The following is a 21,379-nucleotide window of genomic DNA, read 5'->3' as shown; positions in this document are numbered from 1 at the left end:
TCCTCGCCTGGCTGCAATTCACGGCACCGCCGAAGAGCTGTGGATGGCGCTCGACGATGCCGAATGTTCGGCCGACAGGCGCCAAGACCAGTTGGTGGTCTGCAGCACCTTCGTCGGTTTTGACGCGAAGCCTGCGCCACCTTGCACCCCCACTTCGAACGAACCCGCCCATGAAGCTGCTGATCCTGTCCGACCTGCATCTTGAGTTTGCCCCCTTCGAGCCGGTGCGTGACCTCGAGTTCGACGCTGTCATCCTCGCCGGCGACATTCACTCTCCAGCGAAGCGTGCAATTCAGTGGGCAGCTCAGCGCTTTCAGGACAAGCCCGTGGTTTATGTACCTGGCAACCACGAGTTTTACGACGGCCGGCTCGACACCACCCTGTCCGAGGCGCGCCGAGCAGCCGAGAACAGCAATGTCCATCTTCTCGACGGCGATGAACTGGTTATGGATGGCGTGAGATTCCTCGGCGCGACGCTGTGGACTGATTTCGAGCTTGCTGTCGAGACGCGCGAAGGCCCGGTCAGTGATGTCGACCGGGCCATGAGGGTGGCGACCAACCTGCTCAACGACTATGCACTGATCCGCGCGGTCGACGAGTCGGCAGAACCCGGGACCTGGCGCGACAACCGAGGAAGAAAGCTTCGTGCGGCCGATACGCTTCGGATCCACCAAGCGCAGCGCACTTGGTTGCTTGACAACCTTGCGAAACCGTTCCCTGGCCCAACAGTGGTCGTCACGCACCACGCACCTCATCGCGGTTCGCTGGCGCAGCTCTACGCCGATGACTGGGCCTCAGGCGCCTTTGTCACCGAGCTTCCCGATGTGTTCTTTGATATTCCCGTGCTCTGGGTACATGGCCACACACATCAGCAATTCGACTACCGGGTCGGCACCTGCCGAGTCACATGCAATCCGCGCGGCTACGTCAACTGGAGCGGTAGGATCGAGAATCAGGACTTTGATCCTGGGTTAGTAATCAAAGTCTGAGGTGCAGCGCACAACATTTATCCCGAACTGCGCGGCGCTTCAGTCGCTGGAGTTACGTGGCCTCCCCCATTTTGGCAAATCGCGCAGCCGCTGCGTGCAGGCACCCGCCATCATGCGTGCCTGAGAGTACCTTGCGCCCCTGGCCGGCATGATCCGCCGGTATGCCGAGACGTTGTTCGCGATCCCGTGCTAGCCCTGGTGCGCATTCTTCGTTCGATAACCCAACTCCCCGCATCAGATGCGCCGCGAGGTCACTCGGGTCGATATATCTCCGACTTCTGGGTGCAGCATCGAGAGCATCGCATGCCCTGAGTGCGCCTGATGTGCTCCAGGAACTCCTTCTTCAACGCTCTAACGCGCCACCAGCTTGAACGGACAGGCTGCGGTAGATCGCCTCATGCGACACATGGAGGGCTCAATCCGTCTGGATAGGTATGTATGGACCAGCCGGCGATCTGCTCTGGTGACACAGCAATCGAAGCAGGTTCGCCACTAGGGCCAACCCCGCACTTTTATCTTGACCAGTTTGTAACGCTTAGGCCGTAGCGCACGGCTGCAGGCAACCTCTGCCAAGACGCTCGCCCGATGGCCGTTTTTCCCTGGGTTGCACTCCATCACGCGACGGGTGGTCGACTGGGAGCAGCCACCGAGCGCATCGACTCACGAATCCGCCACGGTTTCCAGGAGGCCGGGCGGCTTAAGTAAGGCCCGCCACCTCGGTGTTTTGACTGCGAGTTGACGGTAGTAGTTCGCCTCGGCTTTGCAAGTTAAATGTACGCGATGGCTTCGCGCAGGCGATGGTTGCGCGCCAAAATACTTCCTAATGATTTGCGCCGTAAGTATGGCGCAAAAGATATAGCAAACGTCATTGGGAAAAAAGTTGAATTCACATCAATTTTTCTTCCTCGTGGAAGCGTGGTTCGGAATATTTAGAAGAGTTCTCGGCAGGCGACGATTGCTTGACCCTGTGTCCTGTCTTTGGATGCTGCTGCTTTATCTAGCGGCGCGACTGTTGATTTCAGACTATTTCGCTGGTACGCTCTCTCGGGGTCTTGAGTCGCCTATCGAAGCGCGAGAAAAAATGCGGCTTATAAAGACGTGCTATCAGGACGACTGACATACCTGTCGAGCTCTCCGCCATTGCCGACCAACAAGGATCAGACCGCAAAGCGGCTCGAATGTCGCGAACAACCTTGGCTTCTGCTGATCCTTAAACACGAGGAGATGTGATGCAACGACTTCGAACAATTTACGGCTGCTCCGCTATTTGGCCGTGACAAGCCGCGACACATTTGACAGCGCGTTGGGTGTCCGTACAGCATTGCGGCGGCGCTTGCGTGAAAGTTGAGGAGATTTGCCCTGCTCTGCGCAGCGGCATCCAAGCTGAGCGCCCAAATGGAGTTCCCATCCTAATGGTGTGAGACGTTTTGAATATGTCCCCTAGATCACGCACAAAGGGCATCAAGTCGAGGATGCGCTCCGCCACCCAGCTTGCGGGTGTGCCGGATAATTTTTGGTACACCCGCATCGAAAAGGCTGGCGACGTTGTAATGGGAAGCGACATGCACTTCTACAACGCATGCCTTCTACAAGCTGCTCCTGACGTGACATCGTTCTGCACTGGTGACAGTACTAAGCGCCTTCGGTCTGCTACGAACGGCACAGACATCCGCGATTTCGACGTCGCCGCGACACTGACTAATGGGGGCCTTCGACTGTACGATGTTGTGCGCCATGCGGGCCCGTCGAGCAACCTAGAGGATGAACTGCAACTCGAAGCTCGGGCTAGACTTGCTGCCGCGCTTGGCGGTACACATGCGGTCATTAGCTCCGGCGATCTCGACGCGCGAGCCGTCGAGATCGTCAACTGGCAGTATGCGAATGCAGCCATAAACGCATGTGCACTGCACCCGCTGGCTCAATCGAAGCAGGCACTGGACGATCTGTTCGAACGCAATGGGGTCTGGACGCTTGAGCAACTGCTGTGTGTCACGCCTCACGAGCAACACCCTGAGTTATTGGCGGCATTGTTCCTAGAGGTTTCGCGCGGAAGACTACGAAGCGACATCAACCGACGTCCCGTCGGTAAGCGCACTTTTCTTTGGAGAAGCGATGCGCAGAAGCTGGACCCAGGAGTCGGGGATCTCCCAGATCTCGAGCAATTGGCGCCGGTTTCTCCGCGTGCAGAGACTTTAGAAGAACGTCAGCGGCGCGCCCTCGCGGTGCGCACGGCGTCTGTGAAAGACCATATCGGTGAAGCGGTTTCACTGGCGGAGAGCGACGCCAATCCCCTCTGGGTTACCAGAAAAAACATACCGGCAGAGGTCCGTGACTACCGCAAGTGGCCCACGGTCGCAGAAGAAACCCTGGATGAGTGCGACCGATCTCGTTTCCGGCGTCTGAGGGCTGCGCTGATGGCCTATATCGATGGCGCCAAGGTGCTGTCCGTCGAACAAGAGCACAACGTTTGCCGTGCGGAACTCGTCCGTCAGCTAAATCGGGCATTGTCGATGCACGATGACGGTCAGTTGGTGGGGTGGCGCGCGCTGAACCAGAATTTTCGAACTGTTCCATACGAACGCAGGGCGTCGATTTCTCCGCGAGGCGATGGACTCGCTACCGGCTATGCCGGCGCACTCTCACTCTTTTTTCGAATGCATCCCAAGATCAAGAATGCAGTCGATGCAAAGATCTTGCAGACGTCCGGCGAAGGTAAACTTCATGAGTCTTCGGTCACCGCAAACAGCGTTCACACGGTGTTCCTGAAGCTTTGCGCAGCCGAAGGTATAACTGTTGCAGAGTGGCCGTTCAACCAGAAGACCAAGGCTCGATATTCCATTCGGAAGTACGTCGCCGCCATGAAGGGCAAGCACTTCGCCAGAACAGCCCACATCCAAGGGGGACGCGGAGCAGGCTACCGAGCAAAGCTGGGCAACGGGATTCGACCGTCCATCGAGTTCGATCAATTGCCTTATCAAACAGTGGCTCAGGACGGCCATACCCTAGATCTGATTGGCAGTGTGCGGGTTCCGCATCCGTCGGGCTTCACGGTTATTCCGATAAGCCGCATTCGAATTCAAGTTATCGTCGAGTTTGCCTACAGGGCGTGTTTGGGATACTCAGTGTCCATCGGAAGCGATGGAACGGCGGACGATGCACTTGCCGCCAATCAGCATGCGCTATCGGTTTGGAAGCCGGCGACCTGCGAGCAGCCGATGATCAACTACCCAGAGGGCGCGGGCCTGCCATCGGGGGTGATTCCGGAACTTGCAGGAGCGGGCTGGTCGATACACATGCTCGATAGCGCCACGATTAATACTTCCTTCGCGATGCTCGAGCGATTGAGGAGCCGTGTGGGCTGCGCAGTTAACGTGGGCCCGGTGGGCGATTGGACGCGCCGGGCACTCATCGAAGCCGTTTTCAGCGTCCTTGAAAAAAAAGGATTCCAACGCCTGCCCAACACCACAGGCTCCCATCCGAAGGATCCTCGCCGAAAGGATCCCATGGGAAAGGCCAAATTGATCGAGTGCGATTGGGCGGAGATTCTGTATTTGATCGATGTAAGCTTGGCCACCTACAACGCAACGAATATTGAATCACTCGGCTGGCGTTCACCACTGCAAGGACTTAAGGATTGCATCTACGGGGCACGCAGCGACTTCGTTCCGCGACGGCTTCCGGCACCGCTCCCGGGGCAACGGGATCTTCATGTAGTCACGGAGTTCCGAGCCGTTCGAGGCAACATCAAACAAGGCCGTCGACCGTACATCGAAGTCGATCGCGTTCACTACACCAGTGACCTCCTCGCAAACGCAGCCTGGCTCATTGGCAAGACGCTGACGGTTCACATCAACGTGCGGGATATGCGCACCGTTCTTGTCTTCCTACCGGACGGCAACGAGTTGGGTTCCCTGGTCGCTGCACGCGGTTGGGACCGGATTCCTCACCAACGAGTCACCCGAAAGCAAATCAATCAGTTAATGGATCTTCGGCAATTGGAGCGTGGCCCAGACGAGGACTGGGTACAAGCCTACCTGAGCATGAAAGCAAGAAAAGCCGTCTCTGAAAGTGAGCACACGTGCAAGATTTCAAGGGCGGCGACCAGCGTGGCGAAAATTTCCCATTCGACGGGATTGCCTATCCCGGAAGTGCCGTCAGCTGCTGAGTTACACAAGGTTGAAATTTCGCCGAACCAACCATCGAGGCCTGTGCGGCTACCCGCATTTGTGCGATCGAGACCGCCGAGAGGCCTCTACTGACTGGAGGAGTGATGGACACGACTTCGAACTCAGGGCAAAACCAAATAGCCCTTCGCGGTTTGGCGCCGCCATCGGATGGAGTGGAGCAAGCTGACATGAGCTCATCTCACCCGGTTTGCCAGCGCGCCTATCTTTTACCCAGTTTGCCAATTCTGCAAGCTTGCAATGAAGTCTTGCGGTGTCTCGCGATGAGACGTCCTAGTTGTGCAGTGATCGGGCCTTCACGTTTCGGTGTCACCTATGCCTGCGAATACATTGCCGCAGAGGCCGGCAATGTGGTTCCTGGCCTTTTGGTTGTCAGGTTGGTTAGTCGGAGATCGGACGGCGCGCCCCGGTCTGAGACTTTCTTTCGATGGATGAATGAGTACTCGACGGGCTCACCGAACTTTGGTCCACTGCGCACAGGCTCCTCGCTTGAGGCGCTCACACGCCAGTGGCAGGTCAAGGCCGCGTCCGTTGGGGCCACTCATATTGCCTTGTTCATTGATGCGGTCCACCGGTTGAATGCGAACGAACTTGTCTATCTCTCCGATCTGATCAACCGTTTGTTCGCAAAGGGCTTGCGCGTTACCCCAGTCTGCTTTGGATCTCCGGAGATTGTCCACCTCCGCAGCGCGTTAGCGAATTCGGGCCAGATCGAGTTGATCGGCCAATTTTTTGCGCATCTTATTCTCTTTTCGGGCCTTACGTCAAAAGAAGACTTAGGCAACTTCATGTCTGGCTACGACGACCCGCAGGTTGCAGAATTCCCTCCCGGTAGCGGATGGTCTTTTTCGCGATTCTTCTTCCCCACCGCCTACGAGCACGGTTGGAGGCTCGAATCTGAAGCAGCCTCGCTCTGGATGGCATTTCAGAAAGTTGCTCTTTCAGTCAAAGTCAAGAAAACCTCGATGGATTTTGGTGCGGAGTATTTCTCCGCAGCCATCGAGAACGCATTGGTCGATGGAATGAACTTCCAGATCTCACACAAGCCATTTGACCCAAAGGCGTGGTCGGAGGCTGTCGAGGATTGTGGGTACCGGGAAGCGGTCGGAGTGACATTCAGCCCGGGTGCTTCGCTCGACGATTATCTGAAGCCCAAACTTATCTCGTCGAGAGCCCAATGAGCGTGGAGAGAACTTGGGGTGCAGGCTGGATCGGTCCTTTCGAGGGGCCGTTTACGCTTGCTTGGAAATATGCGTGGGCGAACATGGCTAGCAGCAACGAGATCGCAAGTCTCTTCCGCCGGCGATCACTTGCTAGGTACGGGTGTGGCACCGAGGCACTTGCACTGCTCGCGCCCCCGAAACCAAGCAAATCGCTGGAAAGGCAAAAAGTAGCGTGGCCAGAACACTTCTTAAGTGCATACGCTGGTGAACAAATCGCAAAATTACTCGCGGACTCAACGGCCTTTCGTTACTGCCGGGCATGCTTGACGCACGGGTATCAATCGGCATTTTTTCAAATCACCGCACTTTCGCGATGTCCTATTCATAGGGATTTTATTCTGTCGAAATGTTTGACGTGTGGTGCATCGACCCCGAATTACACGTTAGACTGGGGCTCATTTCGAACGCCTTTTTGCTGTGGCTTTTGTTGCACTCCATTCAGCGAAACCATGAGCATTAATGCTTGGAGTGAAACAAGAGATTTTCATGCCTCCTGCGAAGTTGCATTCCGACCCATTGCGAAATGGCTTCAAGTCTTGAAGATTAATTTTCCCGACGCGCTTGGGTACGCCGCACCAACTTTGGCGGAGGACAATATTCACCTGAAGGTGCTGGACATCAAGCAACAAGTCGCTGAGTTCTGGATTCTTAGCCAAGTGGAGTCAATAGACGTCGATCGCGATCTTTTCATTCCTCTGGACCCTCGCGTCAGATTCATCTCACCCAGAAATCCTACTCCTATATCAGCTTTTCCTGTAGATAGTCCGAAAACTCAATACGAATTCGCGCTGATTTATAAATCTATTCGCAGGCAAATTACAAAAAGATTCTTTTCAAAAAGAAGGGGTTGGATTCGCGATCTTTCCTCTCGGCCAATCCTGTATGCCTTGGGCAAACCCGTTCAAGTTGAAGAACCCGGGAGCGCGCAGGCGTTAGCGATATGGAGAGCGTATTATGAGGACTCGATCGATGAATCACAGTATCGTCGAAGATTGTTGGAGCTGGGGCGTTGGAATGATTTACTTAAATATAGTGAAATCGACAGGATTCGAAATACGAAAAGGTTTTCATATTTTTCAGTAGATTTTATTGAATCACTGAAAAGATGGGGCGACAGTGAATTATCTACTCTTGCCCAACTTGTGCTAGCGCATTTCTACGCGATCTGCAGTGCGATTAGCGCCTTCTTCGAAGACGAGGCGAAACTCGAACACCCCGTTGTAGCTCCTACCACTCCCACGGCGGTCCTTGCAAAAGCTCAGCATAGATTCAACCGCGAGGTGGTTGCTCTCAATACGTATTGGCTTCGAGGTGCCAAAGAAGACACTGATATTTCACGGGCGGTGGGCTTTTCCCTTGACGCAGGGCACAAGTTTGCGCGGCTGCATCAACGCCGTTTGCTGAGGTTTAACTCACGATGCGCAGATATGCTTCTTGAAAGAGACCTCTCTTGCATGAAGCCCGGCGCCTTCCCATAGAGTTTCGCGTTACCTGCCTTCTTACTCGATCTCTACGCGTGTATTTTGGGCCGCTGCGGTTTCATAGAGACCCTCCTAAGCTTTTTAATTTTTTTCAAACTCTACGGAACTCACGTAGCCGAGCGTCAAGTTACGACGCGTCGGGTTGTAGAAGCGTTTGATGTAGTCGAACATGTCAGCACGAGCCTGCTCCGTGCAGCGGTACACCTTCCTGGCCGTGCGCTCGGTCTTCAGTGAACTGAAGAGGCTGTCCATCGCTGAGTTGTCCCCGACCTCGCCCGCACGGTTCATTCTGCAGGTCATGCCTTGCTGCTTGATCAATTCCTGGAAGTACTCGCTGGTGTATCGGCTGCCCTGGTCCGAGTGATGCAGCAATGCCACACGCGCCGGGCGCCATAGGTGCGGTCGCTGCCGAGAAAGCTCTGGCGCACCTGGCTGCCGAGCCAGACTGCGTTGGCTCCTGGGCCTGCTAAGCCACGCGTAGAAGCCGCTTCGCGAGAGACCGAGCGCCGCGCAAATCATTGCCAACAGCCACTTCCCTCGGTGTTTCGTCAGGAAGCCCAAACCTCACATGGACTCCTTGGCAAAGTAGGCCGCTGCTTTTTTCAGCAGGTCGCGCTCCATCCTGAGCTTGGCGTTCTCTTTCCTCGAACGCTCCAGCTCCACCTCCCCGGGCCTCACGACCCCTTGCCCGGAGAATGCAGGCCGCGGGTCGACCGCCGGATCGCGTATCCACTTGAGCAGCACGTTCTCGTGCACATCTAGGTCGTGTGCAGCCTGCGCCACCGCCACGCCTCGCTCCTTAACCAGCTTGACTGTTGCAAGCTTGAACTCTCGGCTGAACTGCCTTCTCGCTCCCATGAACCAAATCCCGTTTCATCTTCCACCTTAGCAAGGTGTCTTTGAACCCGGCAGCAGCCCATTTTGGTAAGTTGCGAGAAACGTTGCAACTTTGCTCAACATGCAATAAGTGCAGGAACTTTACTCACCGGCTGTCGGTGGGTAACACTGCAACTTTCGCGGTCATTGGAAAGAGCTTCCCTAGATAAGCTACGGTCGAAAAAGTTAGATCTTTGCGCCCGCTTGTTTCCAGCCCGGCCAGCGGCGAATAGCGGCCCTTCCCCGGGATTCTCAAGAAGCCGTCTGCGTGCCGAGCGCTCCGTCGCTCACGCGCCGCCGGGCGGCCTACGACGCGCTACGCACCAGAAGGACCGGGACCGGACTCGTGCGAAGGACGTTCTCGGCGTCGCTTCCCAGGGCAACGCGCCCGATGCCTCGCCGGCCGTGGGTTCCCATCACGATCAGATCGCAACCCGCCTTCCCGGCCTCGTCGACGATCACGCCGGCGATGCGCTCCTGGACGACTTCGCGCAGACTGATGTCGCTGGGCACGCCGGCTTCGGACGCGCGTGTCACGGCGTCGGCGAGCATTTTTTTTGCATACGCCCTCAGTTCGTTCAGGGTGGTCTCGAAGTTGCTGACGACCGACATCTCCATCAGCATGGGAAAGTCGTCGATCACATGCAGCAGGTGCAGCTTGCTCTTGAGCGCGGCCGCCAGGCGTATCGCCTCGTCCAAGCCCCTTTGGGCCGTCTTGCTGCCATCGAGCGGAACCAGGATTCGTGAATACACGGCATTCTCCTTGCGACCAGGGAAAGGAGGCGTCTACAACCGGCCCCGACGTAGACGCCGATGCCGCCCGCCCGGCGGGCAGGCGCGCGGAGAACTCACTGGATCTGAAGCAACCGGCTCGTGGTGCCTTCGCGCTTGGGCAGCGTCAGGCGCAGGACGCCGTCTTCCAGCTTGGCCACCGCCGACTTCTCGTCCACGTCGCTCGCCAGCGTGAAGCCGCGCGAGACGCTCCCATGGTAGGTTTCCTTGACCAGGGAGCGGCCATGCTTCTCTTCTTGCTCCTTCTTGATCTCCGCGGTGATCGATACGTAGTTGCCGTCGATGGACACCCGGATGTCTTCCTTCTTCGCGCCGGGAATCTCGGCGCTGACCAGGTACTCGTGGTCGTTCTCGCTGACGTCCACGCGCAGGTCGGCGGGAATGTCCGTGTCGTCGAGCATCTGCAGGGGCCGGGCCCATCGCCGCATGAGCTCCGGGAAGAGGTTCTCGATCCTGTCAAGGCGCGCCAGTGTGGTCATTGCAATCTCCTAGGTTGATAGGGATGAACGGTCATCGAGCACTGAGCGTTCCGCTCGCGAGAACTCGACCGCATCAGTCTAGGGAGTGACCGGGGCACTTCCTTGCGTTGGATCAAGGGAGGGATGGTCACAGTACAGCGTCTGCACGTGCTGCTATGGGGTGCCCCCCGCTGACAGATGGCCCCGGTGGCGCTTCTCAGCGCACTGGCCCGGGCGCAGCCCCGCGCCCGCAAGCCAGCGCCGCCAGCGCGAGCAGCAGCGCGGCCGCGCCGTACACCCACAGCGGCGCCACCATCGGCAGCACGAGCCCGGCCACCAGCGGGCCGGCGCCGGCGCCGATGTCGCGCCACACCGAGCGGGCGGCCAGCGCCTGGACGCGGCCAGGTCCCGGATGGCGATGCGCCACGATGGGGGCGAGCAAGGGCAGTTGCAGGGCGCGCAGCACCACGATCGCTGCCGCACAGCTCCAGAGCCAGCCGGCGCCGAACCCCAGCAGCGCGATGGCGGTGACCAGCGACAGCACGACCAGCAGCCGTTCGGCCCCCCAGCGTTGCGCCATCCGGCCACCCAGCGGGCTCAGCACGATCTCCGCGCCGTAGCGCATCGCCAGCAGCACGCCGGCCACCACCACGGCGCCGCCTGCCTGCAGATCCTTGCCGAGGAAAGACAGACCGATGATGAACAGGCCATCGAGCGTGAAGCCCTCGAGAAAGGACCACGTGTCCAGGGCATTGGGGCGACGCGGACGCGGGCGCGACTGCCCGAGCGTCGGATGCGGCACGCTGGGCAGCCGGCGCGCGGCGAACAGTCCGCCCAGCGCGACGATGGCCAACAGGGCAAAGATCGGCCGCGGCCCGGCGGCTTGGGCGAGCACCGCCCCGGCGGGCAAGGCGAGCACGGGCCCGAGGGCGATGAAGGCGCGCGAGCGCCCCGAACGCAGCGCCGCCCCCCTCGGCTCCGCCGTTGCAAGCGCCTGCGTGGCCAGATTCAGCGCGGCGAAACACAGGCCCCACACGAGTCGCAGCGGTAGCAGTGCCCAGAATCCCGAGAGCGTGGCGTAGCCGAGTGCGCAGAATGCAGCGGCGACCACGGCCAGGGTGCAGGTCGGCCGGTCGCCGTGACGGGCATAGAAGCGCGCCACCCAGCCATAGCCGGCGATGCGCACCAGCCGATTGGCCGCGAGCAACAGTCCGGTTTCCGCCAGTGTGACGCCGAAGACCGCACCGTACATCGGTAGCAGCAGGTAGAGCACGGTGTCGCCGGGGAGCGTGGCGCCGAGTGCGATGGCGGCGTGGCGCGAGTCACGGTCGGCGGCCGCGATGGCGGGAGGAGAAGCCGTTGCGGTAGACGGAGGCATGTCAGGCATGGTGGGCCGCGGGCTCTAAATGGCGCGGCTGGTCGCGGCTCCTGCGCCGCGCCGTCGCGGTCGGGTCGTCAGCGGGCGTCGCGCCGCGCCAGCAGCAGATCGCCGCCGGTCGTCTTGAACGCAATGGTGGGTGCGCTGAAGTCGCTCAGCGGTGCTCCCAGGCCGATCTCGCCGCTGCCGTGCAGCACGCATTCGTCACGCCGCAAGGCGATCTCGCCGCTGACACCCGCGCTGCCGTGGAAGCGGACCCAGGTCCCATAGGTGCTGACGTCCACCAGCACGCAACTGCCCTGCCGCGCCTCGATGCGCGCGTGCAGGCGGGAGACGCGCGGATCGTTCACCACGAACTGCGCCTCGTCCACGCGGCCCAGATGAATGGGCAGGTCTGCGGCGCTGAACAGGGCGCGCACGTCGAGCCAGGACAGTTCGATCTGTCCGAAGGACGAATCCACCGCCCGGTTCGTCTGAGCCAAGGTGGCCGGCATCGTGAGAAACTCCGACATCTCCTCCTGCCAATCGATGCGGTGCACGATGGGCGTTTCATTCTTGCCGCGGATGGTAATCGGACCGAGGTTGCGGTGCCGCACCTCGCCCTCCTTCAATTGCTCGACCACCGATTCGGTGACCCAGATCTGCCCGGGGCCGGCCAGGTCGCTCAGGCGCGATGCGAGGTTGACGGCATCACCGTAGCAATCACCGTCCACTTCCAGCACGTCGCCGCTCGCCACGCCGATCTGAAGGTCCATGCGCAAGCTTGCCGGCCAGGCCTGGAGGCGCTTCTGGTGGTTGCGCTGCAATTCGAGAACGGCGGCCGTTGCGATGTCGCCAGCCGGGAAAATCGCCAGGACGCCGTCGCCCAGCATCTTGACGACCCGGCCGCCGTGCGCCTCGCACACGCCGCCGATCCACTGGGTCAGGCGCGTGACGGTGTCCGTCGCGCGAGCATTCCCCATTGCCTCGAAAACCCGAGTGCTTCCCGTCAAGTCCGCGAAAACGACCGTTGAATTGGCGCCCATGTTGTGCAGTTTTTCGTAGCAATCGCTGATTGATTATGGCAAAGCAATTGCTTTCCATCGTGATGACGGGTGATCTTTCTCCTTGGATCGCACACCGGCCTGCCGACTTGGCCAACGGCCGACAGCGTCTGCGCAGGCGCGGGGAGGTGGGCCGGGAGACTTCAAAGCGATGATAAGACGGAGGTATTCATTTCGAGAACCGACTTGAGCAAAAGCGTGAAGTATGTTGTTTTAAAACATGTTTAATTGTTTCTTCACTTGTGGCTGACATGGCCTGCCTATAACGTCATAACCATCGATGGCTCCAGGCACACCGCCTTTGCTCCATGTTTCCCAGCAGTCTTCTTCGTCTCCTGCCGTTTTCGGGTCTCGGTTTTCGCCGGTCGACCGATCGTCAGCTGGTCGAGATCCGAACGACGATGCTGTCGTTGCTCGAGGCTCGGCCCGGGAATACCGTGCATCGCGTCACCCAACGCGTTCGTTTCGCTGACGACCTCGAAGCACTCTGGTACCTGCGTCAGGACGTGCTGACCACCCTCGCCGAAATCGACGGCGAGCCGTCGGCGCGACGCCAGATGCGCCGCATCAACAGCCTGTTCAAGGGTGGTCTGCCGCAAACGATGGGCCCACGCGTCCACCGCTTCACGGCCTGAAACAGCCCCTCCCGCGCGGGCCGCCCTGCCCGCCTCCTCGTGCGGGTTGTCAGCTGTGGTGATGGCCGTGGTGCGCGTGACGGTGCCCCCACACCATGAATACGTCGCGCCCGTCGAGCGCCATTTCGACCTTCGCGCCCACCGGCAGCAGCACCTTGGTCGGCACATGACCGAAGGGAAGCCCGGTCAGGACCGGCACCTTCAACTGGCTGCGCAACCGGTCGACCACCGTGCGGAGGCTGAAGCCCCGGTCGTGCGGCACCTTCTTGAAGGACGTGAACTGACCCAGCACCACGGCGCGCTGACGCGCCAGCACGCCCGCATGCCGAAGCTGATCGAGCATGCGCTCGAGGCGGTAGGGGTGCTCGTGAACATCCTCGAGGAAGAGAACCCCCTTGTCCACCGCCGGAAAGTACGGCGTGCCCAGCAGGCTCACCAGCACGGACAGGTTGCCGCCCCACAGCACCGCCTCACGAACGTGCCGCAGCACCGGCGCCTCGCCGTCACGCGCCGGCAGGCGCCAGCCGGTGCCTTCGCCCTGGCCGTCGATCAGGTCCTCGAAGCAGGCTTCCATGATGTCGTCCGGCCCGTCGGCCGCGCCGAAGTCCTCGCCGACCGCGGGGCCGGCCCAGCTCACCGCGCCGGTCTTGGCGAGCAGCGCGTTCTGGAAGGCGGTGAAGTCGCTCAGGCCCACGAATTCCGTGCCGCGCGACACGGCCTTGGCCACGGCCTTGTAGGGAATCGCATCCAGGATGCGGGTCAGGCCGTAGCCGCCGCGCGAGATCAGGGCGATCTGCGCGCCGCTGGCGGCCGCACGGCCGATGGCCGCCAGACGCGTGTCGTCGTCGCCGGCGAAACGCTGGTGGCTGGAGAGCGCGGCCTCGTCGATCTCGACGGTATGGCCGAGGGCCTGAAGCCGCTTCACGCCGCGCCGGAAGGCGGCCTTGTCCCGCACGGCGCTGGACGGGGAATAGATGTAGATATGTTTGCTCACGCCGGGAAGTATCCCATTGCCCTGTCGAGCCATTGCGCGGCTTGCGCGGCATCGGGGCCCGACGAACGCGGCGGCGCGGCGCCGAGCGCGCGCAGGGCCGCCTCGTAGCCGCGATCGGGGAACGGTGCGCGCCATGCGCCGTCCATCGAACCGTCGAAGGCGTCGGGCACCGCAAGCGTTCCGACGAAGCGCCCGGGCGCCGCGGCCTCGAGCAGCGCCGCGAGCGGCTCGGCGCCCGGCGCGGGCGCCAGCAGCACCGGGCTGGCTGGGGCGCAGCGATCGAGCCACGCCAGCAGCACGTCGCGGTGCCATGTCCACCGGTGCACGGCATCACGCTTGGGCTTGTCGCTTCGGCCGCAGCCGACGAGGTCCGGGGCGAGCCAACGGACGCCGGGCTGCGCGACCAGATGACGGAATCCGTGGCTCCACTGCCCCGGCCCGTGCAGGCACAGCACGGTCGGCGATGAGGCCGGCGGCCCCTCGTCGAGGTAGTGCATGCGCCAGCCGCCGAGCGCCGGCAGGTCGCTGACGTAACGGGCCGCGAAGCGCTCCGGCGGGGCCATCTGCGCGAAGCTCGCCTCGGGCGTGCGCAACGCATCGTCGCGCAGCGGCTGCGCGGACTCGCGCGCCGCCACGCGCCGATCCTGAAAAAAGGACTGCAGCAACTGCGCGCACTCGTCGGCCAGCACGCCGCGCTGCACGACGGTACGGTGGTTGAGCCGCGGCTGCGCGAACAGGTCGACGACCGAGCCCGCCGCCCCGGTCTTCAGGTCGGCCGCGCCATACACCACGCGCGCCAGCCGCGCATGCAGGATGGCGCCGGCGCACATCGCGCAGGGCTCGAGCGTCACGAACAGTTCGCAGCCATCCAGCCGGTAGTTGCCGAGGGCCGCCGCGCCAGCGCGCAGGGCGGCGATCTCGGCATGGGCGCTGGGGTCGTGCGATGCCACAGGTGCGTTGCGGCCGGTGGCGACCAGTTCGCCGTTGCGGATCAGCACGGCGCCCACGGGCACTTCGCCGGCCGCGCCCGCGGCGCGCGCTTCGGCCAGGGCCAGGGCCATCCAGTGCGCGTCGTCCGGCGCAACCGGTGCCGCACCCAGTACCCGCAGTTTCAAGGGCCCTCCGGCGCGTGCATCGCCATGCCCAGGCGCTCCATCCACTGGGCCAGCGCCTGTTCGTCGGGCGAACCTTCGCGGTACTGCGCATGCATGGCCGCGTGCGCTTCCGGGCGGTGCTGGTTGAGCTTCAGCTTGCACTGCAGCGCCGTGACGCGCAGCGTGAAACCGACCATCCCGGCCAGCATCTTCTGCTGGAAGTCGTCGCCCAGGTCGCGCCATTGCTGCGCATACGCCGGCTCGTGGTCGCCGATCAGCCGCTTGAGGAGCTGGTCTTTCTCGACGGGCGTCTCGACCAGCGTGGCCTCGACCGTGCAGTGCACCGCCAGGTAGTTCCAGGTCGGGACCCGCGCCAGGTCCGGATAGACCGACGGCGACAGGTACGCATGCGGCCCCATCACGGTGAGCACCGCCGTCGAACGGTCACGCAGGTACCGCCAATGCGGATTGGGCTTGGCGCAATGGGCGAGCAGCACCAGTTCGTCGGCGTCCGGATCGTCCACCACCACCGGCAGGTGCGAGACGAAGGGCAGGCCTTCGTCGTCGTTCGAGATCAGGCTGGCGAACGGATGTTCGCGCAAAAGCCGCAGCGCATGGGCGCGGTCCTTGGCATTGAACTGTGGCGGCATGTACATGGTGGCGTGTTCCCGTGCGGTGCGCCCATTGTCCGCGAGCGCATCGGGGCCCGCAGCGAGAATGCGGCATTCATCGCTTCGACATGCAGGATTCGCTCTTTCCCGATCTCCCCGACGAGGCCGATGCGCCGTCGCCGGCCACAGCATCGGCCGCCACACCGGCGCCCCGCGCCGCACGCGGGGGTGCCATTGCCGCCCAGCCGGTCGCCCCCGCGCTGCAAGCCATGGCGGACGCCCTGCCGCGCCACGTCCGGCTGGGCACCTCGACCTGGTCGTATCCCGGCTGGGCCGGCATCGTCTGGGACGGCACCTATGCCGAATCACGGCTGGCCAAGGACGGGCTCACGGCCTATGCCCGCCACCCGCTGCTGCGCACCGTCTGCGTCGACCGTGCCTTCTACCGCCCACTCAGCGCGATCCAGTACGCGCGGCTGGCGGCCCTGGTGCCGCCCGATTTCCGCTTCGTGGTCAAGGCGCCGAGCCTGGTGACCGATGCGTTGGTGCGCGGCGAGGAAGGCCGCGGCCGGCAGCCGAATCCGGCCTTCCTGAATCCCGAACTCGCGGTGCACGAATTCGTCCGGCCGGCGCTCGACGGCCTGGGCGCCAAGGTCGGTGCGCTGGTGTTCCAGCTCAGCCCGCTGCCGCTGCCCTTGCTGGCGCGCCGTGCGGAGCTGTTCGAGCGCCTGGCAGCGATGCTGCGCGCCCTGCCCGCGCTGCGCCCCGATGCGCCGGACGGCGTGATCGCGGTGGAGGTGCGCGACCCCGAACTGCTCACCCCGGCGCTCGCCGATCTTCTGCGCGACGCCGGCGCCACCTACTGCCTCGGCCTGCACCCCAAGCTGCCGCCCATCGCCGAACAGCTGCCGATGCTGCGCGCCCTCTGGCCGGGGCCGCTGGTCTGCCGCTGGAACGTGAATCGCCGACACGGCGCCTACGGCTACGAAGATGCCGAGGCGCTGTATGCGCCGTTCGACAAGATGGTCCATCCCGACATCGACACCCGCACGGCCCTGGCCCGCGTGATCGCCGGCACCGCGGGCGCCGGGCAGAACGTGTACGTCACGATCAGCAACAAGGCCGAAGGCTCGGCGCCGCTGAGCGTGCAGGCGCTGGCCGAACAGTTGCACAGGCCGTCCGGCCGCCCGGCCTTCTGCGCCGAGGCCGGGCCGGACGCATAGCGGTCATGGCCAGTGTCCTTCAGCCTGCCGCGATGCTGCCGATATACCTGGAGTCATGTCCAAGCAGAAGCCATCCTCCATCCCCGAGCTCACGTCCGATATACCGCGCGAGCGTGTGATTCAGGACGATGGCGCCTTCCTGCTGGTGTCGACCAAGGGGCTGGCCTATGCGCACACCAGCGGCCTGCTGATCCGCCGATGTGCGCTCTCGGCCTCGGCCCCCTACGGCTACGAATGCCTCGGACAGTACCGGCAGCTGCGCAAGTCGCTGTGGCACGCGTGCCTGGACAGCCGTGTCCCCGATGCGGACGGGCGCACCGAGCGCTCGACCGGCATTTACGCGAGCGAACTCGACGCCCTGGTGAACCTGTGGGCCAGTCGACGCCTCCCCCAGCTCGCTCCCCTGCTGTAGGGGTGCCGTAGGGGGGGCCGGCGATTCAGCCGGTGTACGCCCGAAGCCAGTCGACCAACGCATCGAACACCGCCTTGCACCGCGGGCTGCCGCGCAGGTCTTCATGCATCGTGACCCAGGTCTCGAGTGCGAAGGTGCATTCGCTGGCCAGCACGCGCACCAGCCGGCTGTCTCGCGCCGCCAGGGCGGCCTGACCGATCCCGATGCCGCAGCCGGCCTGGACCAGCGCCCACTGGGCCAGATCGCTGTCGCTGCGCAGCGAAAAGGCTTCGCGGGCCCAGGCGGGAAACTTCTGCCTTGCCGCGCGCAGGAAGGGTGTCTCCGCATCGAAGCCGATCAGCGCGTGCCGCGACAGATCGGCCAGCCGCTGGGGTGTTCCGTGTTCTGCGAGGTAGTCGTCGCGGGCAAAGAGGCCCAGCGCCACATCGCCGACGCGCCGCGCGATCAGCGCTTCCTGGGTCGGCGGCGTCATCCGGATGGCGATGTCGACCTCGCGCTGGAGCAGGTCCTGCACGCGGTTGGTCGCCACCAGTTCGAGCCGCAGACCCGGATGCGCCTTCCTCAGGCGCGCCAGCGCCGGCGGCAGCACATGGACGGCGATGACTTCGCTGGCGGAGATCCGGACCGTGCCTGACACGCCCTCGCCCGCACCGATGGCCGCCCGCTCCAACGCCGCCGCGCTGCGCTGCATGGCTTCGGCATAGGCGCTGAGCGACAGGGCCGCCTCCGTCGCGAGCAGGCCGGTCTGCGACCGTGTGAAGAGGGCCTGGCCCAAGGCGGCCTCCAGGGCCGAAACGTGCCGCCCCACCGTGGGCTGCGTCAACCCGAGCGCCCGCGCGGCCCCCGAGAGCGAGCCTTCGGCGAGAACGGCAAGGAAGCTGCGGTACAGCTCCCATCCGATGCTTTTGGTCATACATGAATGTATAGCCGCTACGCTTATTTAGGCAATTTCTTTCCGGGTGACGGGTCGCCAGAATCGGCGCATTCCCTCCCCTCACATTCAGGAAACAGCGCATGCAACCCCTCGACATCTCCTGCTCCGGCGCCGCCTTGGTCCTGGGCGCCACCGGCGGCATCGGCGGCGAGGTCGCGCGGCAGCTGCGCGACAGCGGCTGGCGGGTGCAGGCGTTGCAGCGCGGACTGGCCAGCCCGGTCGAACGACGCGACGGCATCACCTGGCTGCGCGGCGATGCGATGAACCGCGACGACGTGCGGCGCGCCGCGCAGGGCTGCACCGTGATCGTCCATGCGGTGAATCCGCCCGGCTACCGGCGCTGGGCCGAACTGGTGCTGCCGATGATCGACAACACCATCGCGGCGGCCGTCGCCGAACAAGCCACCATCATGCTGCCCGGCACCGTCTACAACTACGGCCCGGACGCCTTCCCGCTGCTGCAGGAAGACGCGCCGCAGCATCCGCAGACACGCAAGGGGGCGATTCGCGTCGAGCTGGAGCGGCGGATCCATGGTGCCACCGCGCAGGGCGCGCGGGCCATCGTGGTTCGCGCAGGCGATTTCTTCGGTCCGCGAGCCGGCAGCAGCTGGTTCTCGCAGGGCCTGGTCAAACCCGGCCGTCCGGTGAAGACGATCCGGCTGCCCGGCGACGCCGGCGTGGGGCATGCGTGGTCATACCTGCCCGACGTGGCTCGCACGATGGTCGAACTGCTGGCGCGGCGCAGCGCCCTGCCGCCCTTCGCGGCCTTTCACATGGCCGGCCATTGGGATGCCGACGGCACGCAGATGGCCGCCGCCATCGGCCGCGTCGCGGCGCGCCATGGCCTGACCACCGCGACCGCCGCCTTTCCGTGGGCGCTGGTCCGTCTCGCGGCGCCCTTCGTGCCCACGCTGCGCGAACTGCTGGAGATGCGCTACCTCTGGCAGCAGCCCGTGCGGCTGGACGGCGCCCGCCTTGCGCGCGCACTCGGCGCCGAGCCGCATACGCCGCTGGACGAGGCGATCGAGCTCACGCTGCGCGGACTCGGCTGCCTGCCGCCGACGGCGCCTTGATGCCCAGCCGACGTGCCAGTTTGTGCAGGTTGCTGGCATCCAGTTCAAGCTGGGCAGAATGCATGGAGCCTCCGGTCCTTGCCCGCCACGCTGGTGGGCGTGGTGTCGTCAGTCTTCGCTGACCAGCTTGAACTCGTGCAGCAGCGCGCCGATCTGGGTCTTGTCCAGCCTGCGCATCAGCAGATTGCGCAGGAAGGCCGGCACGGGAATGTCGATTCCCTTTCCGTCCCTCAGCGGCCCGATCGCGGCAAGCAGCGTGCGGATGTCGTAGGTCGAGTTGAACACCTCCGGCACGCCACGCTCGACATCGAGCAAGGTGTAGACGGCCTCCATCGGGGTGCGGACCGAATACTCGGTGGTGAAGATGCAGTCGCGCTGCCTGGACTCGGCGAACTGGCCGATGAAGGCGAAGTTGACGGCACCCTCGGGGACCACGTCGGGCCGGTCGCCGGCCTGGCGCGGCATGAAGAAGGCGGTGATGTACGGCATCATCACCGGCACGGCCTTCGCGCCCGTCGCGGCCAGTTCCGGAATGTCCTCGACCGGAACGCCCATGTGATAGAGCCATTCCTGGGTGATCTCCTCGCCGGTGCAGTCCTGCATCGGCTTCTTCACATAATCGCCAGGCCTATCCACGAACAGCGCGTAGAACCAAGCGACGATCTGGTCCTTCGGTTGTTTCTTGAAATGCGGCTGCCGACTCACGGTCCAGCTCAACAGCCAGCTCGAATCCTTGACGGTGACGATACCGGCCGTCACCACCTTGCCGCTGAATGGATCGCGCTTGGCGATCTTCTCGATGTATTTCGGAATGCGAGGGTCCAACGTGGTGATCGTCGCCGACGCCCACTTGGTCTCCGGGATGTGCGCGCCGAACACGTCCGGACGGCCGAAGGTGGGGTCCTTGGCGGCGATGCGGCGCCACAGGTCCCAGGCCGGCGCCGGCCCTTCCTTCAACCGGGCCGGGGTATGGTGATCGCCGTTGTCCGAGTTCTCGGTCAGCGAGCCGATGGTGATGAAGACGAGATCGTCCGGCCCGAGGTCGACACCGCCTTCGACGCCCTTCTCGCTCCAGTGGATCCGTGTCGCCTGCTTGCGCCCGGCCTGGATGTCGAAATCGACATCGGTGACCTCGACGCCATAGCGGAACTTGACGCCGCGGTCCTGCAGCCACTTCACCAGCGGCAGGGCCATCGATTCATATTGGTTGTAGCGATTGAACTTGAGCGAAGAGAAGTCCGCCAGGCCGCCGATGTGGTGGATGAAGCGATGCAGATACAGCTTCATCTCGAGCGCCGAATGCCACTCCTCGAAGGCGAACATGGTGCGCCAGTAGAGCCAGAAGTTGCTCTTGAGGAAATCCTCGCCGAAGACCTCGTTGATGCGCTTGTTTTCCATCTCCTCCCGGGTCGCGAGGAAGACCGAGAGCAAGTCCTTCTGGGCCTTGTCGTTCAGCGTCAGCAGGGCCTTGTCGGGCACGTCTTGGCCCTGGTTCTGCGTCACGCGCTGCAGCGAGACGTTCGGATCATCTCTGTCGAGCCGGTAGAACTCGTCCAGGACGCTCGCGTCTTCGATCTCCCGCGACGGGATCGAGCGGTAGAGATCCCAGAGACATTCGAAATGCGACTCCATCTCGCGCCCGCCGCGGATGACGAATCCCTTTTCAGGGACATCGAGACCATCGAGTGCGCCGCCTGGAATGGCCAACTCTTCGAGGATGGTGATGCGTTCGCCCGCCACGCCGCCATCCCGGATCAGGAAGGCCGCGCCAGCAAGCCCGGCGAGGCCCGATCCGACGAACCACGCCGTCTTCCTGTCGGCGCCCTCAGGTTTGCGGGGACGAACGAATGCTTCGTAATTTCCGCTGCTGTAGCGCATGGCTAGCTCCTTCTTTGGGTTGTTTCCGGGTCAGGCGACCGGTGGTTCGCAGACGTAGAAGCCCTCGCCAGAGGCGGCGCCGAGCTTGCCCTGGTCAATGT

General features: G+C 62.9%; 17 protein-coding genes and 1 pseudogene. 8 read left to right on the top strand and 10 right to left on the bottom strand.

Annotated elements, in window-relative coordinates:
* Window positions 1-170: 170 nt before the first annotated feature.
* The 4 genes from N8A90_RS12655 to N8A90_RS12640 all read left to right on the top strand — a co-directional run bounded on the left by N8A90_RS12655 (window position 171) and on the right by N8A90_RS12640 (window position 7,874).
* Entirely contained in the window at window positions 171-989 is an 819-nt protein-coding gene (locus tag N8A90_RS12655) for a metallophosphoesterase (RefSeq protein ID WP_262075255.1), read from the top strand.
* A gap of 1,472 nt (window positions 990-2,461) precedes the next feature.
* A complete protein-coding gene (locus tag N8A90_RS12650; protein ID WP_262075253.1) occupies window positions 2,462-5,248 on the top strand; it encodes a hypothetical protein in 2,787 nt (928 codons plus the stop codon).
* 11 nt (window positions 5,249-5,259) lie between these two features.
* The gene (locus N8A90_RS12645; protein ID WP_262075252.1) at window positions 5,260-6,354 is read left to right on the top strand and encodes a hypothetical protein; all 1,095 of its coding nucleotides are present in this window, start codon (window positions 5,260-5,262) and stop codon (window positions 6,352-6,354) included.
* 491 nt (window positions 6,355-6,845) lie between these two features.
* Complete coding sequence (locus N8A90_RS12640; RefSeq protein WP_262075251.1) at window positions 6,846-7,874, top strand: hypothetical protein; 1,029 nt, start codon at window positions 6,846-6,848, stop codon at window positions 7,872-7,874.
* 84 nt (window positions 7,875-7,958) lie between these two features.
* Here the strand turns inward: N8A90_RS12640 and N8A90_RS12635 are convergent.
* The 5 genes and pseudogenes from N8A90_RS12635 to N8A90_RS12615 all read right to left on the bottom strand — a co-directional run bounded on the left by N8A90_RS12635 (window position 7,959) and on the right by N8A90_RS12615 (window position 12,406).
* A pseudogene (locus N8A90_RS12635) lies at window positions 7,959-8,735 on the bottom strand (transposase).
* Window positions 8,736-9,059: 324 nt separating this feature from the next.
* On the bottom strand, window positions 9,060-9,506 hold the full coding sequence (locus N8A90_RS12630; protein WP_262075250.1) for a universal stress protein: 447 nt from the start codon (window positions 9,504-9,506) through the stop codon (window positions 9,060-9,062).
* A gap of 95 nt (window positions 9,507-9,601) precedes the next feature.
* Window positions 9,602-10,024: an Hsp20/alpha crystallin family protein gene (locus tag N8A90_RS12625; RefSeq protein WP_262072812.1), complete on the bottom strand. Its 423-nt coding sequence runs from the start codon at window positions 10,022-10,024 to the stop codon at window positions 9,602-9,604.
* A gap of 196 nt (window positions 10,025-10,220) precedes the next feature.
* Complete coding sequence (locus N8A90_RS12620; RefSeq protein ID WP_262075249.1) at window positions 10,221-11,381, bottom strand: MFS transporter; 1,161 nt, start codon at window positions 11,379-11,381, stop codon at window positions 10,221-10,223.
* Between the two features lie 77 nt (window positions 11,382-11,458).
* A complete protein-coding gene (locus tag N8A90_RS12615; protein ID WP_262075248.1) occupies window positions 11,459-12,406 on the bottom strand; it encodes an adenylate/guanylate cyclase domain-containing protein in 948 nt (315 codons plus the stop codon).
* Window positions 12,407-12,732: 326 nt separating this feature from the next.
* On the opposite strand from N8A90_RS12615, the gene N8A90_RS12610 reads away from it, so the two are divergent.
* Window positions 12,733-13,059: a hypothetical protein gene (locus tag N8A90_RS12610; RefSeq protein WP_262075247.1), complete on the top strand. Its 327-nt coding sequence runs from the start codon at window positions 12,733-12,735 to the stop codon at window positions 13,057-13,059.
* A 49-nt stretch (window positions 13,060-13,108) separates the two neighbouring features.
* Here the strand turns inward: N8A90_RS12610 and N8A90_RS12605 are convergent, their stop codons facing one another.
* From N8A90_RS12605 to N8A90_RS12595, 3 genes are read right to left on the bottom strand one after another with little or no spacing between them, the layout of a single operon-like run.
* A complete protein-coding gene (locus N8A90_RS12605) occupies window positions 13,109-14,053 on the bottom strand; it encodes an LD-carboxypeptidase (protein ID WP_262075246.1) in 945 nt (314 codons plus the stop codon).
* On the bottom strand, window positions 14,050-15,114 hold the full coding sequence (tadA, locus tag N8A90_RS12600) for a tRNA adenosine(34) deaminase TadA (RefSeq protein ID WP_410087678.1): 1,065 nt from the start codon (window positions 15,112-15,114) through the stop codon (window positions 14,050-14,052). Before tadA ends, N8A90_RS12605 begins: the two co-directional genes overlap by 4 nt.
* 50 nt (window positions 15,115-15,164) lie before the next feature.
* Window positions 15,165-15,803 carry an FMN-binding negative transcriptional regulator gene (locus tag N8A90_RS12595; protein ID WP_262075244.1) on the bottom strand — a complete coding sequence of 213 codons (639 nt, stop codon included), beginning with the start codon at window positions 15,801-15,803 and terminating at the stop codon, window positions 15,165-15,167.
* Window positions 15,804-15,886: 83 nt separating this feature from the next.
* On the opposite strand from N8A90_RS12595, the gene N8A90_RS12590 reads away from it, so the two are divergent.
* Window positions 15,887-16,981, top strand: coding sequence for a DUF72 domain-containing protein (locus tag N8A90_RS12590; RefSeq protein WP_262075243.1), 1,095 nt, complete (start codon window positions 15,887-15,889; stop codon window positions 16,979-16,981).
* 55 nt (window positions 16,982-17,036) lie between these two features.
* Window positions 17,037-17,393 carry a hypothetical protein gene (locus N8A90_RS12585; RefSeq protein ID WP_262075242.1) on the top strand — a complete coding sequence of 119 codons (357 nt, stop codon included), beginning with the start codon at window positions 17,037-17,039 and terminating at the stop codon, window positions 17,391-17,393.
* Window positions 17,394-17,418: 25 nt separating this feature from the next.
* Here the strand turns inward: N8A90_RS12585 and N8A90_RS12580 are convergent, their stop codons facing one another.
* Window positions 17,419-18,306, bottom strand: a complete 888-nt coding sequence (locus N8A90_RS12580; protein ID WP_262075241.1) for a LysR family transcriptional regulator — start codon at window positions 18,304-18,306, stop codon at window positions 17,419-17,421.
* 101 nt (window positions 18,307-18,407) lie between these two features.
* Between N8A90_RS12580 and N8A90_RS12575 the strand changes: the two genes are divergently transcribed.
* A complete protein-coding gene (locus tag N8A90_RS12575) occupies window positions 18,408-19,400 on the top strand; it encodes an NAD-dependent epimerase/dehydratase family protein (protein WP_262075240.1) in 993 nt (330 codons plus the stop codon).
* A 108-nt stretch (window positions 19,401-19,508) separates the two neighbouring features.
* Here N8A90_RS12575 and N8A90_RS12570 read toward each other — a convergent pair whose 3' ends face one another.
* Window positions 19,509-21,278: an oleate hydratase gene (locus N8A90_RS12570; protein ID WP_262075239.1), complete on the bottom strand. Its 1,770-nt coding sequence runs from the start codon at window positions 21,276-21,278 to the stop codon at window positions 19,509-19,511.
* Window positions 21,279-21,379 lie beyond the last annotated feature (101 nt).

Source organism: Variovorax sp. N23 (assembly GCF_025486315.1).
Classification (GTDB): Bacteria; Pseudomonadota; Gammaproteobacteria; order Burkholderiales; family Burkholderiaceae_C; genus Variovorax.
This window is presented reverse-complemented; position numbering and strand designations above follow the sequence as displayed.

Coding starts and splice junctions, on each gene's coding strand:
- N8A90_RS12655 (WP_262075255.1), top strand. CDS start 171: ATGAAGCTGCTGATCCTGTCCGACCTGCATCTTGAGTTTGCCCCCTTC.
- N8A90_RS12650 (WP_262075253.1), top strand. CDS start 2,462: ATGCGCTCCGCCACCCAGCTTGCGGGTGTGCCGGATAATTTTTGGTAC.
- N8A90_RS12645 (WP_262075252.1), top strand. CDS start 5,260: ATGGACACGACTTCGAACTCAGGGCAAAACCAAATAGCCCTTCGCGGT.
- N8A90_RS12640 (WP_262075251.1), top strand. CDS start 6,846: ATGAGCATTAATGCTTGGAGTGAAACAAGAGATTTTCATGCCTCCTGC.
- N8A90_RS12625 (WP_262072812.1), bottom strand. CDS start 10,024: ATGACCACACTGGCGCGCCTTGACAGGATCGAGAACCTCTTCCCGGAG.
- N8A90_RS12620 (WP_262075249.1), bottom strand. CDS start 11,381: ATGCCTCCGTCTACCGCAACGGCTTCTCCTCCCGCCATCGCGGCCGCC.
- N8A90_RS12615 (WP_262075248.1), bottom strand. CDS start 12,406: ATGGGCGCCAATTCAACGGTCGTTTTCGCGGACTTGACGGGAAGCACT.
- N8A90_RS12610 (WP_262075247.1), top strand. CDS start 12,733: ATGTTTCCCAGCAGTCTTCTTCGTCTCCTGCCGTTTTCGGGTCTCGGT.
- tadA (WP_410087678.1), bottom strand. CDS start 15,114: ATGGCCCTGGCCCTGGCCGAAGCGCGCGCCGCGGGCGCGGCCGGCGAA.
- N8A90_RS12595 (WP_262075244.1), bottom strand. CDS start 15,803: ATGTACATGCCGCCACAGTTCAATGCCAAGGACCGCGCCCATGCGCTG.
- N8A90_RS12590 (WP_262075243.1), top strand. CDS start 15,887: ATGCAGGATTCGCTCTTTCCCGATCTCCCCGACGAGGCCGATGCGCCG.
- N8A90_RS12585 (WP_262075242.1), top strand. CDS start 17,037: ATGTCCAAGCAGAAGCCATCCTCCATCCCCGAGCTCACGTCCGATATA.
- N8A90_RS12580 (WP_262075241.1), bottom strand. CDS start 18,306: ATGACCAAAAGCATCGGATGGGAGCTGTACCGCAGCTTCCTTGCCGTT.
- N8A90_RS12575 (WP_262075240.1), top strand. CDS start 18,408: ATGCAACCCCTCGACATCTCCTGCTCCGGCGCCGCCTTGGTCCTGGGC.
- N8A90_RS12570 (WP_262075239.1), bottom strand. CDS start 21,278: ATGCGCTACAGCAGCGGAAATTACGAAGCATTCGTTCGTCCCCGCAAA.